A 17,409-nucleotide genomic window follows, 5' to 3' on the forward strand; every position below is an offset into this window, starting at 1 on the left:
TTTAAACTTCTATAAATAATCTTGTACCGACTATATTAGGCTTTCCGTTATAATACCCCGCAAAATATCCCCCATGAACAGGCTTATTTTTACCGTAAAACTCCCTTTGGGCAGAAGCTTCGGAATTTACAAACGGATTAGCAAAAGGATTAACCTGCGAGGTCGTCTTTTTAACAGGGGTAACTTCACCAGTTTGAAATGTTTTACCTAATAGACTGACAAGATTTGCTAACATACTTTTACCTTATAACCACCTGAAAAATATTATAATAACACAATTCTAAATTTCAATAACCATATTATACAATTTTCGACAAATTTTAACAGCATCAAAACCCAAAAATCATATTAAAAGTTTAGAAAAATTTACCATTAAACTAGCAAAAAAAAGTTGTCCGAGGATTTAATAGTGTTGAAAGTACACATCATGAAAATATTTGGAAACGAAACCCTAACCGGAATAGTTAATAATAATAAATTAAGAACCTTAGCGTCAAATCTTACCAGCCCTAAGGCTCTATTGCCGATTATAATTTTAGAAGCAGGTGTAACAGCGGGAAGAACCTATCAAGCTTATAAAAGAGGCGGGATTATAGAGGCAAAAGAAAGAATTATAGACGAGAGTATAAGTGCAGGCGTATGGCTGTTCGGTATCACGGGTTTAAACTGTCTTTTTGATAAAATAATAGGTAAAACCGGCATTTTTGATAAAAAAGGACTCTCTGAAATAAAAGTGGATGTCGGCAGCGATATAATAAGAAACCCGCTTAAAAAAGCCATAGAAGTAAGACCAGAAATAAAAAACAAGCTCACAAGCCTTAAATTTACAAAAATAGCGATGGCTTCTTTAATAGGCGTATACCTGAGCGGTATCATGCTGCCCAAATTTTACCAAAAAATTACTGCCAATACCCTAAAGAAACAGAAAAAAAACAACAACAATAATAATAAACCGCCTCAATCAATAGAGCATAAAGTTTCCATAAATGAATTTTTAAAAAAGACTAAACAAAAAGATGTTACTTTCAATGGACTGGGAGATACTATGGGTGCAGCAGCACATCTCATGGAAAATAACCAGATAGTTAAGCTGCTAACAATAGACGGGGGACTGTTTCTGGGAAGAGCGAAAAGCACGAGGAATAAAGATGAAATGATTGAAATTCTCTTTAGGGACTTGGCATCAACTTTCTTCTATATGCTCTCAACTCCGTTAATATTCTTCGGGTTATCTAAAATCGCTGATAAGTTTAAAGGCAAAAACACAAATATAGACCCTAATACAGCTCATTTTATAAATGAGCAGCTGTCAGGTCGGGTTAAAGCCGGTATGAATTTAAATGATTACAACAGGCTTATTTTAGGAAACAGCCAAAATACAGATGGCATTATTGCTGCAATAAAAGATAAAACTATTGATATAAAACACTTTGAAGAACTGTTAAAATCCCAAATAACCGACAGTAAAGAGATTTCAAGAGTTACGGCTAATGCTAAAAGGTTCCTCGACTTAAGACCCGATTGTGCCTCAAAATCACTGCTGACTATCAGTGAAATAAAAAATTCGCTTGGAACAGGACTGGCTAATGATGCCGAATTTCTGACAAATGCCGTAAAGACAGCCACCAAAGGTAAATCTCAGAATGCGGCAAAATTTGTATCATTCAAAGAAATAGACAAAATCAAAATCAAAGCAAAAGAATACCTGGAAAGTGTAGCGGAATATGCATCCAAAGCCGGGCAGGGAGAAATAACCCCCGAAATATTAAAACAGGTTAAAAACCGTAACATGGTCATGAAACTTTTCTATAACGGAATAGGACTTGGAGTTTCAATACTCTTCTTGTCTACAATAATCCCTAAAATACAATACTACATAACCGAAAAAAGGACAGGGAGCAAAGAATTTCCGGGAATTAAAGGACTGGTTTAAGAATCAGTCATTTAACCTCTTATATATACGGTCAAAATCTTCCTGAACGTTAGAGAAAGCGTCTATTATGTCAGGGTCAAACTGGTTACCTTTACCCTCCATGATAATGGCGCAGGATTTTTCATGAGAAAAAGGTTCTTTGTATGCCCTTCTGGCTCTAAGCGCATCATAAACATCCGCTATGGACATAATTCTTGCAGCAAGCGGGATTTCTTCACCTTTCAGTTTATCCGGATAACCTGTGCCATCCCAGCGCTCATGATGTGAACGTGCAATAACTTTACCCATCTGAATAAAAGTATTGTCGCCAAATTTACTGTCAACTTCATTCAATGTATCGTAGCCGAGCACGGTATGGGTTTTCATAGTCTCAAATTCTTCCTGTGTTAATTTACCCTGTTTGAGAAGAATTAAGTCGGTAATTGCAACTTTGCCTATGTCATGCAAAGGGCTTGCATTTCTTATATTTTCTATAAACTCTTCCGTAATGACCTCTTGAAATTTAGTTTTTTTAGAAAGCTCAATAGCCAAAGCATAACAAAATTCCTTTACTCTGTCTAAATGCTTGCCGGTATCATCATCTCTTGATTGGGCAAGTTTTGCCAGAGAAAAAATAGTTTCCATCTGCATAGCATCAATCAGTTTTATATGTTCCAGCAGTTTTTTTTCAAATTCAGCATTCAAATCGTTCAGGGTTTGTTTTAAATTCTCTGTCTCAAAGAAATTACATAACCGGACTTTCAAGTCTATTGAATCTAATTCATCAGCAAAAATAACAGGAATATTTATAATCCTGTCATCAGTTTTGGCAATATTAAAACCGTAAAAATCAAATATAACTAAATCAAAGTTAAACTCATCAACTTCGTCAAAACTGCTCACGATGACAACATTAGCATCCTCTTCGGCTATGCCAAGCTCTACTCTTCCTTTATCATCTGTAATTACTAAAATATTATTAGTCATGCTATCCTTACCTAAACTTATTCCAGTTTAACATTTTTTGTAAACAAATGTAAATAATTCTTTTAAAATCCTAAAGTTTTTATTAAATATGCCGATAAATTGATTAAGAAAAGAAAGTCAATCTAAGGAGAAAAATATGACACATATCGGACCCGAATACGTTAATCCCAATTCAGTAAATTTTATCAAAAACGACTCCAAAACAGAAACAAACAAACCTGCTAAAGAAAAAGAAGAGGTTAAAAGCAGCAGTGTCGAAAGCAAAAATATTCCTGCTGATGAAATCCTGAATCATTTGGCGCATGCCAGCTTAATTGCACAAATGAACATTAAACCTAAAAAAACTATTGACGTTAATCAATACAACGATGAAGCAGCAAAAGAAAGAATAGGGAACCTTATGGCAGGCTTTGAAGCACAAGTTTTAAAAGGGCTTGGTGCATTCGAAAAAGAAATGGGTAATATGCCGCTGTATCAAAACCTGAGTGAAAGCGCAAAACTCGAATTGGCAGCTAATTTATTCAGCGCCGATAATATGTAAGTTTATAAAGTTATAAGTCTATTTAGAGAAACATTTTAACCGTCTTTTAAAGGCGGTTTTTTATTTTTAAATATCCTTCAATTTAGCGTAAAAGTAAGTGCCCACGGATATTATGGTTATCGGCAAAAATGCGGTAATAAACGGAGGCAGAATAGATTTTTCCGCCAGCATATCAATAAAAGGAATTGTCAGGTAATATGAAAAAATTATCAAAGCGCCTAAAGTAAAGCCGACAAAACGATTCTCCCTCGGTCTGCTCCAGCCCAAAACAACCCCGCAAAGCGCAAAAACTATACAGCTCACTGCCTGCGCATAACGTTGGTAGAGTTTATTTTTTGTATAGTTATACTCATCTGATATTTGCTCATCTTTAAGCAAATTCAGATAATCATTTACCTCTTTGTGAGTTAATGATTCTACTCTGATGTCATAGGCTTTTAAAAGTTTTTGTGCATTTATTGCACTTTTGCCTTTTAAAATAGTTACACTGGGTTTATCTACTATAGCCTTATAAATCCCCGAGGTTAAAAGCTCATATACCTTTACTTCATGCACAACAAATTCATCGCCTGTAAATTCACCTCTTTGTGCAAACATAATATTTTTCATCGAAGGGTCATCGGTAGGAAGCAAATTATCAGGCGCTATTTGAAAAATATTAATATACTGTATATTAGTACCGTCATAACTGTTAACTATTATAAGTTGTTTAGGGTTGCTTTGAATATCCCGTTCTAAATAGGCAAATTGTACATACTGCTTGCCTTTTCCGGTATAAACAAGTTTTTTGGCTGAATATGGGATTAATACATTGTATGCAAATAAACAAAATACGGCGAAAATCAGACCAAGTGTGATAACAGGGGTTACAAGCCTGAAAAAACCTACCCCCGCCGAGCGTAAAATAACAAGCTCAAAATTACGGCTCATTACATCAACAACAAATAATGAACCGAGCAATAACCCTACCGGAATTGCTTTGCCCAGGATTGAAGGAATTTCGAGAACAAAAAGTTTCAACCCTACCTGAAAAGAAATTTCACCATCAATTATTTTACCTATAATTTTGAACATAATTTCAGGAGAAATCCATATAACGACGAAAACAATAATCCCGACAACAGTTGCCGCTAAAATTGATTCCAAAATATATTTATCTAAAAGTTTGATTTTATTTTTCATTGTTATAGCTCAAAATCTTCACCCAGGTAGAATTTTTTAGCCTGAGGGTTATTTGCGACATCAATGCTTGAGCCTGATATCATAATTTGACCGTCAAATATAATATTAACCCTGTCCGTAATAGATAGCGTTGCCTTTGGATTATGGTCAGTTATAAGAACTCCTATATCCTTTTTAATCAGTTTTCTTATATGTTCCTGAATTTCCTGAATGGCGATAGGGTCAATGCCTGTAAAGGGTTCATCAAGCAGTATAAATCTCGGCTGTGCTGCCAATGCTCTTGCGATTTCAACTCTTCTTCTTTCTCCGCCCGATAACTTAACGGCAGAAACACCTCTTAAACGTGTCATACCAAAATCGTCCAGCAATTCTTCCAGAAAATCTTTCTTCTGTTTATCATTAAGTTTCTGATTCATTTCAAGCACCAGCTTAATATTATCTTCTACCGTCAATCGCCTAAAAATAGATGTTTCCTGAGGCAGATAACCAATACCGGCAAGCGCCCTTTCATGCATTGGTCTGTTAGTCAGGTCGACACCGTCCAGCTCAATTTTGCCTGCTTCAGGTCTTACCAATCCCACTATCATATAAAATGAAGTTGTCTTGCCTGCCCCGTTAGGACCTAAAAGTCCTACTACCTCGCCGGGGTTTACATCAAAAGTAACATTATTAACTACTGTTCTGTTGTCATAAATTTTTACTAAATTCGTTGCTTTTATTGCCATCTCTATATACCTTTATTCCCTGAATCTAAACTTTCAAGGTTGTTTATTATCGTCCTAACATTGCCTTCTGCGGTAAAGTTTTTCGGGTTCATGGTAATTTCAATTTCATCAGCCTGAATGCTCTTATCCCCTTCCGTAATAGTAGAACGGCCGGCAAATACAATTTTGTTGGGTTTTTTAGTTTTAGGGTTAGGTAACAAAACAGCTTTTGGGCCTGTGGCAGTAAATTCGTTATAAATAATCTTCACCGAACCGCTTGCCATTGCCGTATTTGTTTTATTGTTAAACTGCTGATATTTACCCCAAATATTAACTTTGGTATCATCAGAAACCAAAACAGTATGAGTATTGCCGTTTGCAGTCAAAACCTCCGTAGCTGTGGTTAATGTTATTTCATCACCTGTAACCGTAACTTTTTCCTGAATAATTTTTGCATTACCTAAAATCCTGAGTTTTTCCAAGCCGCCCTTGTTAGTAATTTTAATAACTGCGCGGTCAGAATTTGTTTTTATATCATCATAAGTCATCACGACATTATTTTTAGCTTCCATAATATTGGTATCCAAATTAAATGACTGGTAATCAGACTTTATCGTAACCGTAGGTTTTCCCATCTCTGTCATCTTTGATTGAACATTACCTGTCGCCTCGCCTTCCTTATTAATCAAAGAAAGTTTTAAAATACTTGCTTTCACCTCACTTTTGCTATCTTTTGTCATTTTTATAACATTAACTCCGTCCACAAAAGTAGCAGTATCAGGTTTACCTTCGGCATTAATAGTTAAAAACGCCTTTGGGCTGCGCACATTAACATCATCTATGGTAACTTTAACATCTTTAGTTAAAGTAATAAGTTTTTTACTGTCATCGTAATCCTGTTTTTTTGACTCAACTACTAAAGTTGCGGCATGTGCCGAATGAATGCCGATTATCAAAATGAGTATTAAAATTATATGTCTTATAACTTTCATAGGCTCTCCTATCCTTTTATTTCTTATAAATTCTTAGTTCTGTATTATCGTATATTTCTATTTTTTTGAAATCTGTCGTTATGCTTGCGCTGTTACTTAAAGCAACGATTTCATATTGCTTCCTTATAACAACATTACCATGAGCATAAACTTTATCATCGGCAGTAGCCCAGGATGCTTCATTAGCAGTAATTTCAGTATCATCCTCACCTACTACACGAACCCCTCCCGTTAAAGTAACTTTTTTTTTGTCTGCAGAATAAATACCCGTTGGAGCGGTAAAGCTCATAATTACTTTGCCCTTCTGATAGTAATTACCAACTATATCAGTGAGTTTTGCGTTAACTTTAGTGCTGTCATATTCACCGATAGCGCTATAAATTTCCCAATATTTTATCCCGTCTTTTGTTTCTGTAATAACAATATCTTTGATGGTAACGGACTCTAAAGAACCGTCGCCTGAAAGCGCCTTTTTAAAATCAGCTGTAATTCTTGCAGAAAAAATAAACGCCGCTACCCCCAAGACAGCAAAAACGATTAAAAATATTATGGAAAATTTCGTTCTCTTCTTCATATGAAATATTTTACCAATAAATAACCGAAAATAATACTACGTTAAGTAAGATTTAACAATTAAATCCTACAACATATCAACAGGGTCAACATCAATAAGGAACTTTATTTCAGACGGGGTATTAATGGTCTTTATAAAAGAAGTAATCAAAAAATGCCCCTTGCCGCCCATTCTGTTTTTAATTAAAATTTGATACCTGTATTCATTATTCAACTTGGAAAGAACGCATTCTGACGGACCGAAAATTTCCAGTTTTTCTTCAATACCCTGATTTTTAACAAGCGCTAAAAATCGGTTTGCAATTTCAGCAGCCAATTTTTCTGCCCTAAACTGAAGCTTTGAACTCACAATAAAGCGAATTAACTTAGAGTAAGGGGGATACCCGAGTTCGTACCTGTTTTGGATTTCCTGCAAATAAAAATTCTTATAGTCCTGATTTTTAGCATCTGTCAAAGCAAAAAAGTCAGGATTATATGACTGAAAAATCACAAGCCCTTCAAAATTTCCCCGGCCTGCTCTGCCTGCCACTTGCGTCAAAAGCTGAAAGCCTCTTTCCGATGCTCTGAAATCAGGGAGCCTGAAACTTTGGTCAGCCATCAAAACCCCCACCAGTGTAACATTGTGGTTATCAAGTCCTTTTGCTATCATTTGAGTGCCTATAAGGATATCAATTTTACCGTTTGCAAAATCCTGCAAAATATTGATATGACCGTGCTTCGTCGACATAATATCACTATCAAGCCTTGCTATTTGAGCCTCGGGAAAGTCTTGTCTTGCAAATTCTTCCACCTTTTGCGTTCCCAGCCCGTAATTTTTTATGGTTTCTTCACCGCACTCAGGGCAAACTGAGGCAATATTACGGGTATAATTGCAGTAATGGCATCGAAGTTGGTTTGTAGGTTTGTGCAAAATCAAAGGTATCGAACACTTCGGGCATTCAATGATATGACCGCAGCTTACGCAGTACGAAGTTGTCGAAAACCCCCTTCGGTTAACAAGCAGAATAATTTGCTTTTTGTTGGCTAAATTAGCGTTAATTTCATTACGCAAGGCATTTGAAAATATGCTATGGTTGCCTTTGGCATTTTCAAAACGCATATCAACAACCTTAACTTTTGGAAGTTTTGCATCGTTATATCGTTCGGTTAAAGTCAAGAGGTGATTCGAATTCAATGCCTCATAATAAGAATTTATATCAGGCGTTGCGGTTCCTAAAAGCACCATTGCTCCTTCTCTTTGCGCCCGTTCTTTTGCGAGCAGGCGGGCATCATAACGGGGATTTACCGAGGTTTGTTTGTATGTGCTTTCATGTTCTTCGTCAATAACTATCAAGCCTATATTCTTTATCGGAGCAAATACTGCAGAGCGGGCGCCTATAATGATTTTTATTTCTTCTGATTTGAGTTTTTGGTAAATATCATATTTCTCGCCTTCAGAAACGCTGCTGTGCCATACTGCTACCTGCTCTATACCGAATTTAGCGGCAAAACGTCTTGCAAGCTGAGAGGCGAGGGCTATTTCCGGCACTAAAAATATCACGGTTTTACCTTGTTCTATCACATCGTTTATCAGCTTAAAATATATTTCAGTTTTGCCTGAACCTGTAATTCCGTAAAGCAAAAACGGAAAAGTATCCCCTGCTTTAAACGCTTCTTTGAGTTTATAATATGCAAAATTCTGCTGCGCATTTAAAACCGCCAAATCCTCCTGCTCTACGTTTGCAAAAATTTTAAGTGCATTTCTGTATACCTCTGCTTCTTTTATTTCAAGATTTCCGTTTTGCTCAAGTTTTTTTAAAGTAGCGCCGGTTGTTTTAGCAAGTTTTATAAAATCGCTTTGTTTGATATCACCTGTTTCCTTTAGAATATCAAGCACTGTTTGCTGACGTTTTGTAGCGTTGTCAGAGTTTTTATAAACAATGGTTTTTTCAAATTTTGTTTGTGCTGATTTTTCCTCAATCTCACTTTGTACCGTTAAAATTTCTGCAGCCTTAAGTTTCCTTAAAGCCTCATAAAATTTTGAAGGGGTGAGCTTCGCAGCTTTAAGCAAGGAAGTTTGCGGTGTCTTTTGTTTTTCTTTTAAAATTTCAAGAATTTTGAGCTGTTCTTTGGAAAAATCATGCCCGCCTAAAATCCCGTCTTCAAGCAAAGTAACAATTTTCTTGGATTTAGATATAAAAGAAGCCGGAACAGCGGTATCTATAACACTTTGCAAAGAGCAGCAATAATAAGCCGAAATCCATTGAAGGAAATTCAGATATTCCAAAGTAAAAACAGGTGTTTCTTCTAAAATTTGATATATTGATTTAGCTTTGATATTTGCGGGCAGATAGTTAGAAAACCCGACCACAAAAGCATTGACTGCCCCTTGCATACCGAAAGGAACGAGAACAATTTGTCCTATTTTAAGTTTTGGTTTTAAATCCTCGCTGACCTTGTAGCTGAACGTTCGCGTATCAATATTCGGAATGTCTACCAAAACCTGTACATATTGAAAATCATTATTCATAACACTAACCAACACTCATACCCGCACAAAGATTAATATTTTGCCCCGTAACCCCCTTTGCCTCCTGCGAAATCAGATATCTAACAAGGTTTGCTATTTCAACAGGCTCAATAAATCTTGACTGGGGAATCATATCTGTCAGCTCTTCTTTTGTAAAACACTCGTCAAAAGACTCTTCAAGCAGACGTGTCTTTACAAAACCGGGGCTGATTGTATTAACTGTTATATTAAAAGCCGCAAGCTCCAGCGCCAGAGCTTTTGTCATTCCGGTGAAAGCTGATTTTGTCATTGAATACAAAGAAGCATTTGCCTCGCCTACCACTCCGCTGATTGAGCCGATATTTATTATCCTGCCGAAAGAAGCCGATTTCATATCTTTTACACATAGTGAAATCAACTCATAAGGTACAATAGTATTAAGCCTTACAAGCCTGTTAATATCAGAAATTGAAGTATCTTCAACCTTGCCGTAAAAATATCCGCCTGCGTTATTAATTAAAACCTCTATCCCGCCCAAAGCTTCTTTAGCTTTATTATAAAGAATATCAGCGGCATTCTCCCGCAAAAGGTCAATTGCAAAATAACCTTTCGCACCTATATGTGACTGCAGACAAGCAAGCTTAGTTTCATCTCTGCCTGTTAAAAATACACTATGTCCGCTCCCGGCGAGCAAAGCGGCAATACTTTCGCCGATTCCGTTAGAACTCCCTGTAATAAGAATATTCGTCAAAGCTTACTTTTTCTCCGGTTTTTCATACAAACGATCTTGCTTCTTAGTTGAAGGTTTGCGCAAAACGCTCAATCTTAAAGCATCAAAAAAAGTTTTACTGATAGAATCAACATCGTAAAAAATCATTCCGTCCATTTTTTGCGCTCTTGCAACCAAAAGCTGGTTGAAAAAATCACGGGGAGGGTTGTCGTTATAAGGTTCTGTATAAACAGGATAAATTTGTGTTTCTTTCGGCACGTTTAAATTTATATTCTCAAAGATTTTTTTTGCAAAATCATCATCAGCCGACGTTAAAACAGGCAATAACGCTATTTGATTTTTATCAGCATTCCAATTTTTATAATCCTGAGAAGACTCTGCTGCCAAAGGGTACAAATTAACAGACAAAAGCAAGTCTTTATTTAGCTGCCTCAAAATCTTCAAATTCCTGACTAAAGCGGTTATTTTAGAAGCCTTGTATGCCTTCCACAAATGCTCCTGCTCACTGAGCGGTTCTATTTTTGCAGGGTCAATACCCGTAAATTTATGAAATTCTTCTTTTGCATATTTGGTATATCCAAGCTGTTTGTTATCGGCATCTTCTGAATAAGGATAAATCAAATAAGAAAAGTTTATACCGTCAACATCGTATTTTTTAACCATTTCAACGGCAGTATCAATAATAAAGCGCTGCACTTCAGGGTTGGCAGGGTCAAGGTAATAGTCCGCTTCCCCCGCTTTTGACAATTTAGAGTGCGTATTCAACCATTCGGGGTGAAGTTTTGAAATATGAAGTTGCCTTTGGGAAGGGTCCGGAGTTCCTGCATTAAAGGTCGGGGTTGATAATATGACTTTCATGTCATTTTGATGAGCAAGCTCTATCCAGGCCGCTATAGGGTCAAAATTGCCGTAATAACGCAGCTGCTCAGGCATGCCGGCTTTCTTCATAACTGATGAAGGATAGACCGTAAAACCTTTGTAAGTTGTGTCTATATATATGTGTTCTATGTCCAGCCTTTGAATAATATCAAAAGCCTGCACTACTTCATCAACAGACCGTTGCAAAGGTATAACCCACATCCCCCTGTGCTCGGACGGGATATATTTGGCAGAAGAGTACTGCGCCATATCGGCATATAACATTGCGTCTTTGGAAAGTCTGTTAGCATCTTCATAGTCTTCAAACTTAACAAGCTTCCTTGCCGTATAAAGCAAATCATCCGCTCTTTTCAAATAAAACTTCATGTTATCAACATTAACTTCATCAGGGTTAGAGTTTGCAAGAATATCTTTAACTTTGTCAATTCTTGCACGGGCTTCATAGGTATAATTGTCCGGTATAGCCTTTACTTTAAGTTTGCTGCTTTCAAAATCTATCTCTATATCAGCGCCCTCAAACAGGTTATCATTGATAAAGTTTTTGGCAGTGCCTTCACCGCTGAGAACAAACCCGTTTTTGGGTATAAAAGAGTTATACTGGTTGATTTTAGACACTCTGTTATTAATGATTACAGCTTCCAGCCCGTTAGGCGCGGTACCTGTTGTTTCCCCGTAAAGGCTTGTAAAAATAACGAGTTCGTTCGCCCCTCTTAATTTATCGCCGGGGTCAATTTTAGAGATAACAAACTCTTTATAAACAACATAAGGAGAAGTTTTTTTTACTCTGGGCTTTTCTTCCCAAAATCTGTATTTTTTAGGTTTCTCCTGGGTTTGGGTATTACCGTCAACATTAGCTTCATTAGAAGTTACGGCAGGTGAATTTTCCACAGGTGTATTTTCTTGCGCACAAGCAACGGAAATACACATAAAAAGTGAAATTATAACAGGTAAAATCTTCTTTATATACACTAAAAAGTCCCTCATCTTAAAAATATTAAAAAATAATTTATTTTCTTTTGTTTATACAATTATTATATTAAAATAAAAACATTAGAATGTATTGTAAAGAAAAAATATGAAATACAAAGATTATTACGAAATTTTAGGCGTAAAGCGCAGCGCAACGGACAAAGAGATAAAATCCTCTTATCGTAAACTGACAAAAAAATACCATCCTGATGTAAATAAAGAAAAAGGTGCGGAAGAAAAGTTTAAAGATATAAACGAAGCGTACGAAGTCCTCTCTGACAGCCAAAAACGTCAAAGATACGACCAATTGGGTTCAAATTGGCAGCAAGGTTCTGAATTCACTCCGCCGCCGGGGTTTGAAGGCTTTAACTTTGGCGGAGGCAGGGGCGGTTTCGGCGGTTTCAGGACATCTTCTTCTTATGAAGACCTTGGCGGATTCAGCGACTTTTTCAGTTCTTTGTTCGGTGATTTTACCTCACAATCTCAATCGCAAAGAAGAGCCTCAAAAAATACGGGTTCACCATTTCAATCATATACCCGGAGCGCAAAACGCCCAAACCCTAAAAACCTTGATATAAACGAAACCCTCATAATCGAACCTGAGGACGCAATAGACGGCATATCCAAACCCGTAAAAGTTACTTACCTTGACAGCTGCATAGAATGCACCGGCAGAGGCAGCAACTGCTATAAATGCGGCGGAACCGGAATTGCTACGGTTTCAAAATCATTAAATATTAAAATACCCAAGATGATAAAAGAAGGTCAAAAAATAAGACTGCCCCGCGAAGGTAAAAAAGATGAATACGGCAATATCGGCGACCTTTATCTGACAATAAAATTCAACCCCAAATCACAATTTAAAATCGAAGGCGAAAATGTAACTTCTGACGTAGAAATCACTCCTGCAGAGGCTGTTATGGGTACGGTGAAAGAAGTAAGAACGCTAAGCGGTGCGGTAAAAGTTACTATTCCGCCGGGAACTCAGGGCGGAAAATCTTTGCGCCTGAAAAATCTCGGGCTTCCTAAAAAAGACGGTTCATCAGGTTTTCACAATGCCAGAATTAAAATTGTACTTGAAAGTCCTATGTCGCCCGAGGTGAAGGAACTATATAAAAAATTGTTTGAGATTGGCAAGCATGCAAAATAACGATATTTTTCAACGAAATGAAATGTTTTGGGGCAAAGAATTTCAGCAGTATCTTCAAAACGTTAATGTTGCCGTTTTCGGCATAGGCGGGGTGGGCTCTTATGCGGCAGAAGCCTTAGCCCGTAGCGGCATAGGATGTTTTACTATTATTGATTTTGACAAGACTGCCCCTTCTAATATCAACCGGCAGCTTATTGCAACGTGTAAAACTTTAGATAAATATAAAGTTGACCTGATGAGAGAAAGAATACTCCAAATCAACCCGACTGCAAAAGTCAATGCCGTTAATGATTTTTATACATCTGATATGAACAGCTTATTTGAAAAAAATTTTGATTTCGTATTGGATGCAATAGATAGTTTTGCATTTAAAACAGCGCTTATAGGGTACTGTATGGCAAAAAATATCAACATCATAAGCTCTATGGGGGCAGCAAACCGAATTGACCCCTCACAGCTTTACATTGCAGACCTGAAAGATGTTACAAAAACCAACTGTGCCTTTGCTTCAAGAATAATTAACAGATTAAAAAAGGATGGGATTAAAGAAGGACTGGCAATGGTCTTAAGCAGCGAAAAGCCGATAAAACCGGAGAAACATACAATAGAAGAAAAAATAACAACAAATTCGGGACAAACTATAGAATATAAAAAAATCACACCTGCAACAACGCCTTTTGTTGCGCCATGCGCAGGGATTATAATGGCATCGTATGTACTTCAAAAGTTATTGGAAAACAAAAAACAGGGATAACTATGTTAAACACTCTGCCTATAGCTTTACCTTAGCAATAGCTTCTTACGCAGGGGCTGCTTATGTTTCGGTTGTATCTTCCGTTTCTTCAGGTGCTGTTGTTTCTTCTACTGCAAAAGCGGAAACGGATTTATAAAAATCGACTTCTTTTTGCAATGATTCTAGTGTTGCTTTTAGAGTATCAAGATCCTTTTGATTACTGTTTACCTGGTTTTGGTAAACCTTAATTTGGGTACCTGTAGCTCCTTCTAATCTTGCTTGCCATTTTGTAAGTTCTGCTTCTTGCTCTTTTATATCATCTTCAAGAGTTTTAAGTTCATCTTCTTTTGTTTCTATATTACCGTAATCAGCAAGGATTTCAGCTTTAGCCTGGGCTTCAGTTAAACCTTTTGCTTGAGCATATCTTGTTATAAATGCTGCTGCTGTCTCGTTAGGATTGGGTGTAATTGTAGTACCTGTGGACGGTGGCGGAGTAGTTGTTCCGCTTCCGTTGGCGGAACCTGTGGAAGAATCTTCCGTTACATACTTAAAAGTTGATGTACGTGCGGTTGTTTTGGTATTCGGAGTATACACATCATACCTTGCTTGCCAGTAGCTGAAGAAATCATTAGTCATAAATTTAAAACCCCTTATTACACTATTTATATTTTATTTGTATCGGCATATAACTATCAAAACTTTAATATTTGAGAATCGTTATTTACAAATTGTTACAATATTATTTCAAATTACCAAAGTGTTTTTTTTATGTAAGAATAGGAAAGGAGAGTTTAAAACGGAGAGAATATAGTGATTATAGTAATGGAACCCGGGGCAGGTCAAGAACAAATCCAAAAAGTGGTCAAAAAACTTGAGGACAACGGTTTTAAAATCAATATAAACTGGGGAGAAGTACTGACGGTAATTGCGGCAATAGGCGATAAAAGGCTTGTCCAGCCGCAGTCTATAGCATCACTTGAAGGGGTAAGAGAAGTTAAGCTTATTCAGGAACCGTTTAAACTCGCAAGCAGAGAATCAAAAAAAGAAGATACCGTTATTGAATTTGCAAACGGCGTTAAAATAGGCGGCAATTCAAGACCTGTTATAATGGCAGGACCTTGCAGCGTGGAAGATGATGTGGAAGGGCTTTTGGAAATAGCCGCAGGGGTAAAAGCTGCAGGAGCTACTATTTTAAGAGGCGGAGCTTTCAAACCCAGAACATCGCCTTATGACTTTCAGGGGTTAGAGGAAAGAGGGCTTGAGCTTCTTGCTGCGGCAAGAGAAAAAACCGGGCTTCTTATTGTAACGGAAGTTATGGATACTTTGGACTTGCCGTTAGTTAAAGAATATGCCGATATCATACAAATCGGTGCAAGAAACATGCAAAACTTCAAACTCTTAAAAGCCGTAGGCAAATGCCAGAAACCCGTAATGCTAAAAAGAGGACCTGCTGCTACTATAAGAGAATTTTTACTTGCTGCTGAGCATATTATGTATGCAGGCAACGAGAATGTAATTTTATGCGAACGGGGCATCAAAGGTGTAGATACAACTTACGCAAGGAACACCCTTGATATTACCGCTATTCCTATAATAAAGAAGTTTTCTCATTTACCTGTTATTATTGACCCCAGCCATGGAACAGGGAGAAGATATTTAATAGAACCAATGAGCAAGGCAGGACTTATAGCAGGCGCCCACGGGCTGATGATTGAGGTTCACAACAACCCTGATGCGGCAAGCTCAGACGGGGCTCAAAGTCTTTCTATTGAACAATTTCAAACAATGATGGTAACATTAAATAAGTTAATAGGCAGGATTGATTGGGATAATAATGGCGGAAAAAAAGCTTAGTATAGGAATTATAGGTCTAGGATTAATCGGCGGCTCGATTTTAAAAGGGCTGCAGGTTTTTGGTAATTTTAAAATTAATGCCTTCAGCGCTAATGAAAAAACTATCCAATCCGTAAACAAGCTTAAAAATTGTCATGCCGCTAATAATATAAATATATTGAAAGACTCTGATGTCATTTTTATTTGCACACCTATTCATAAAATCATTGAGGACGTTAAAAATATTCTGCCGATAGTTAAAAAAGAATGTATTATAGCTGATGTTGCAAGCCTGAAAGAAGATATTTTAAATGAAATCAATGAAAGTATCGAATGCAAATTCATAGGCACACATCCTATGGCGGGAACAGAAAATTCAGGCTTTGAAGCGAGCTTCTCCACCCTGTTTGAAGATACAAAATGGGTAATAATACCTTCTAAATGGGTAACTGAAGAAGACGTACAAACATTAACGGAGATAATAAAAACTTTAAACGCTCAACCCTTAACGGCGGATGCAAAAAGCCATGATAAGGCGGCAGCGATTATAAGCCACACGCCTATGCTTATAAGTCAGGCTATTTTTGCAGCATTAATCAAAACGCAGGATGAAGAAGTCAGGAATTTGGCTTCAAAACTTGCTTCAAGCGGGTTTAAAGATATGACAAGACTGGCACTAAGCAATACAACCATGGCTTCAGATATGCTAAAATTAAATAAAGACAATATTAACGAGGTATTGGAAAGTATTCACGCACAAGAAAAAATGCTTATGCTGCCTCATTATTTTCACAAAACAATAGAAGAAATAATTGAAAAACGATTAGAAATGTACTCAAAAGAAGGAAAAAACAGGTTATAATTTTATGTCGATAGCTGATATTAAACGCATAATAAATACACTTCCGTCCTTGCCTGCAATGCCTAATATTGTAGCCGCAGCGCTTGACGTGATAAAAGACCCGGAATCTAACGCAAGCGAACTGGGCGCAATAATAACCAACGACCAGGCGTTAACTTCTCAAATATTAAAAGTGGTTAACTCCGCTTATTACGGACTCTCAAGACCTATTACCACCGTTCAGCAATCCATAACAATGGTTGGTTTCAATGAAGTGAGAAGCATAATCATAAGTTCTGCAATGAAGCCTATGCTCACTACTCAAGGCGGTAAAGAACTTTGGGAACATTCTATAAAAGTTGGGATAGGCGCAGAAGTCATAGCCAAAAAACTCGGCAGGCGTGATTTTGATGAATGTTTTGCTTTGGGACTATTGCATGACATAGGAAAAATCATTTTTGAATTATATAACCCTAAAGCCGCTTTTGAAGTAAAAAAACTTATCTCGTGCGGAGCGAACTCTTATACGGCAGAAAAAATGCTGTTCGGATTTGACCATACAGACGTAGGGTTTGAACTTGCGGCAAAATGGAAACTTCCCAAGGTTATAGCCTCCGCCTTAAAATATCACCACCGTCCTCAATTAAGCGATTTTCCGACCACAGTGGGAATTGTTTACGCTGCAAACAGGATTGTCAAAGACCCGCCGAAGGTTCCTGTACTTGAACCCGAGGTTGCAAGAAGGCTTGACTTTGATATACCGAATCCTACAAAACTCAAACAGGAAATTAATGAAAAAAGCGCCTTGCTGATTAAAATATTAAACTAGCTTATATGCCAAGAAGAATAATTATATTTATTTTTTTAGTATGATAATATAAGAAAAATACATTAA

The 17,409-nt window shown here is 37.1% G+C and carries 17 protein-coding genes; 7 read left to right on the forward strand and 10 right to left on the reverse strand.

The genetic code is table 11. The features are described from left to right. Position 1: 1 nt before the first annotated feature. Positions 2-235, reverse strand: a complete 234-nt coding sequence (locus PHX18_03920; GenBank protein ID MDD3593758.1) for a hypothetical protein — start codon at positions 233-235, stop codon at positions 2-4. A gap of 192 nt (positions 236-427) precedes the next feature. Here PHX18_03920 and PHX18_03925 point away from each other — a divergent pair, with 192 nt between their 5' ends. Further along, a complete protein-coding gene (locus tag PHX18_03925; GenBank protein ID MDD3593759.1) occupies positions 428-1,933 on the forward strand; it encodes a hypothetical protein in 1,506 nt (501 codons plus the stop codon). 3 nt (positions 1,934-1,936) lie between these two features. On the opposite strand, the gene PHX18_03930 is transcribed toward PHX18_03925, so the two are convergent. Then, positions 1,937-2,899 carry an HD domain-containing protein gene (locus PHX18_03930; GenBank protein MDD3593760.1) on the reverse strand — a complete coding sequence of 321 codons (963 nt, stop codon included), beginning with the start codon at positions 2,897-2,899 and terminating at the stop codon, positions 1,937-1,939. A 136-nt stretch (positions 2,900-3,035) separates the two neighbouring features. Between PHX18_03930 and PHX18_03935 the strand changes: the two genes are divergently transcribed. Next, positions 3,036-3,440 carry a hypothetical protein gene (locus tag PHX18_03935; protein ID MDD3593761.1) on the forward strand — a complete coding sequence of 135 codons (405 nt, stop codon included), beginning with the start codon at positions 3,036-3,038 and terminating at the stop codon, positions 3,438-3,440. Positions 3,441-3,506: 66 nt separating this feature from the next. Here PHX18_03935 and PHX18_03940 read toward each other — a convergent pair whose 3' ends face one another. From PHX18_03940 to PHX18_03970, 7 genes are all read right to left on the reverse strand, one after another. Beyond that, on the reverse strand, positions 3,507-4,622 hold the full coding sequence (locus PHX18_03940; protein ID MDD3593762.1) for an LptF/LptG family permease: 1,116 nt from the start codon (positions 4,620-4,622) through the stop codon (positions 3,507-3,509). 2 nt (positions 4,623-4,624) lie between these two features. After that, the gene (gene lptB / locus PHX18_03945) at positions 4,625-5,347 is read right to left on the reverse strand and encodes an LPS export ABC transporter ATP-binding protein (protein ID MDD3593763.1); all 723 of its coding nucleotides are present in this window, start codon (positions 5,345-5,347) and stop codon (positions 4,625-4,627) included. 2 nt (positions 5,348-5,349) lie between these two features. Beyond that, entirely contained in the window at positions 5,350-6,318 is a 969-nt protein-coding gene (locus PHX18_03950) for a hypothetical protein (protein MDD3593764.1), read from the reverse strand. 16 nt (positions 6,319-6,334) lie between these two features. After that, positions 6,335-6,892: an LPS export ABC transporter periplasmic protein LptC gene (gene lptC / locus PHX18_03955; protein ID MDD3593765.1), complete on the reverse strand. Its 558-nt coding sequence runs from the start codon at positions 6,890-6,892 to the stop codon at positions 6,335-6,337. A 66-nt stretch (positions 6,893-6,958) separates the two neighbouring features. Further along, positions 6,959-9,400, reverse strand: a complete 2,442-nt coding sequence (priA, locus tag PHX18_03960; GenBank protein MDD3593766.1) for a primosomal protein N' — start codon at positions 9,398-9,400, stop codon at positions 6,959-6,961. 4 nt (positions 9,401-9,404) lie between these two features. Continuing rightward, a complete protein-coding gene (locus tag PHX18_03965) occupies positions 9,405-10,130 on the reverse strand; it encodes an SDR family NAD(P)-dependent oxidoreductase (GenBank protein ID MDD3593767.1) in 726 nt (241 codons plus the stop codon). 3 nt (positions 10,131-10,133) lie between these two features. Next, entirely contained in the window at positions 10,134-11,957 is a 1,824-nt protein-coding gene (locus PHX18_03970) for a family 10 glycosylhydrolase (GenBank protein MDD3593768.1), read from the reverse strand. Between the two features lie 106 nt (positions 11,958-12,063). On the opposite strand from PHX18_03970, the gene PHX18_03975 reads away from it, so the two are divergent. Next, a complete protein-coding gene (locus PHX18_03975; protein MDD3593769.1) occupies positions 12,064-13,107 on the forward strand; it encodes a DnaJ domain-containing protein in 1,044 nt (347 codons plus the stop codon). Continuing rightward, entirely contained in the window at positions 13,097-13,861 is a 765-nt protein-coding gene (locus tag PHX18_03980; GenBank protein MDD3593770.1) for a tRNA threonylcarbamoyladenosine dehydratase, read from the forward strand. Before PHX18_03975 ends, PHX18_03980 begins: the two co-directional genes overlap by 11 nt. 60 nt (positions 13,862-13,921) lie before the next feature. Here the strand turns inward: PHX18_03980 and PHX18_03985 are convergent, their stop codons facing one another. Further along, complete coding sequence (locus PHX18_03985; GenBank protein MDD3593771.1) at positions 13,922-14,476, reverse strand: hypothetical protein; 555 nt, start codon at positions 14,474-14,476, stop codon at positions 13,922-13,924. 174 nt (positions 14,477-14,650) lie between these two features. Between PHX18_03985 and aroF the strand changes: the two genes are divergently transcribed. The 3 genes from aroF to PHX18_04000 are packed head-to-tail and all read left to right on the forward strand — an operon-like array spanning position 14,651 to position 17,343. Beyond that, entirely contained in the window at positions 14,651-15,694 is a 1,044-nt protein-coding gene (gene aroF / locus PHX18_03990; GenBank protein MDD3593772.1) for a 3-deoxy-7-phosphoheptulonate synthase, read from the forward strand. Then, positions 15,675-16,535 carry a prephenate dehydrogenase/arogenate dehydrogenase family protein gene (locus PHX18_03995; protein ID MDD3593773.1) on the forward strand — a complete coding sequence of 287 codons (861 nt, stop codon included), beginning with the start codon at positions 15,675-15,677 and terminating at the stop codon, positions 16,533-16,535. Before aroF ends, PHX18_03995 begins: the two co-directional genes overlap by 20 nt. Positions 16,536-16,539: 4 nt before the next feature. After that, entirely contained in the window at positions 16,540-17,343 is an 804-nt protein-coding gene (locus tag PHX18_04000) for an HDOD domain-containing protein (protein ID MDD3593774.1), read from the forward strand. Positions 17,344-17,409: the final 66 nt, after the last annotated feature.

The organism is Candidatus Gastranaerophilales bacterium (genome assembly GCA_028696075.1).
Taxonomy (GTDB): domain Bacteria; phylum Cyanobacteriota; class Vampirovibrionia; order Gastranaerophilales; family JAILCC01; genus JAQVHS01.

Coding starts and splice junctions, on each gene's coding strand:
- PHX18_03940 (MDD3593762.1), bottom strand. CDS start 4,622: ATGAAAAATAAAATCAAACTTTTAGATAAATATATTTTGGAATCAATT.
- priA (MDD3593766.1), bottom strand. CDS start 9,400: ATGAATAATGATTTTCAATATGTACAGGTTTTGGTAGACATTCCGAAT.
- lptC (MDD3593765.1), bottom strand. CDS start 6,892: ATGAAGAAGAGAACGAAATTTTCCATAATATTTTTAATCGTTTTTGCT.
- PHX18_03995 (MDD3593773.1), top strand. CDS start 15,675: ATGGCGGAAAAAAAGCTTAGTATAGGAATTATAGGTCTAGGATTAATC.
- PHX18_03950 (MDD3593764.1), bottom strand. CDS start 6,318: ATGAAAGTTATAAGACATATAATTTTAATACTCATTTTGATAATCGGC.
- PHX18_03935 (MDD3593761.1), top strand. CDS start 3,036: ATGACACATATCGGACCCGAATACGTTAATCCCAATTCAGTAAATTTT.
- PHX18_03975 (MDD3593769.1), top strand. CDS start 12,064: ATGAAATACAAAGATTATTACGAAATTTTAGGCGTAAAGCGCAGCGCA.
- PHX18_03920 (MDD3593758.1), bottom strand. CDS start 235: ATGTTAGCAAATCTTGTCAGTCTATTAGGTAAAACATTTCAAACTGGT.
- lptB (MDD3593763.1), bottom strand. CDS start 5,347: ATGGCAATAAAAGCAACGAATTTAGTAAAAATTTATGACAACAGAACA.
- PHX18_03925 (MDD3593759.1), top strand. CDS start 428: ATGAAAATATTTGGAAACGAAACCCTAACCGGAATAGTTAATAATAAT.
- PHX18_03985 (MDD3593771.1), bottom strand. CDS start 14,476: ATGACTAATGATTTCTTCAGCTACTGGCAAGCAAGGTATGATGTGTAT.
- PHX18_03980 (MDD3593770.1), top strand. CDS start 13,097: ATGCAAAATAACGATATTTTTCAACGAAATGAAATGTTTTGGGGCAAA.
- PHX18_04000 (MDD3593774.1), top strand. CDS start 16,540: ATGTCGATAGCTGATATTAAACGCATAATAAATACACTTCCGTCCTTG.
- PHX18_03930 (MDD3593760.1), bottom strand. CDS start 2,899: ATGACTAATAATATTTTAGTAATTACAGATGATAAAGGAAGAGTAGAG.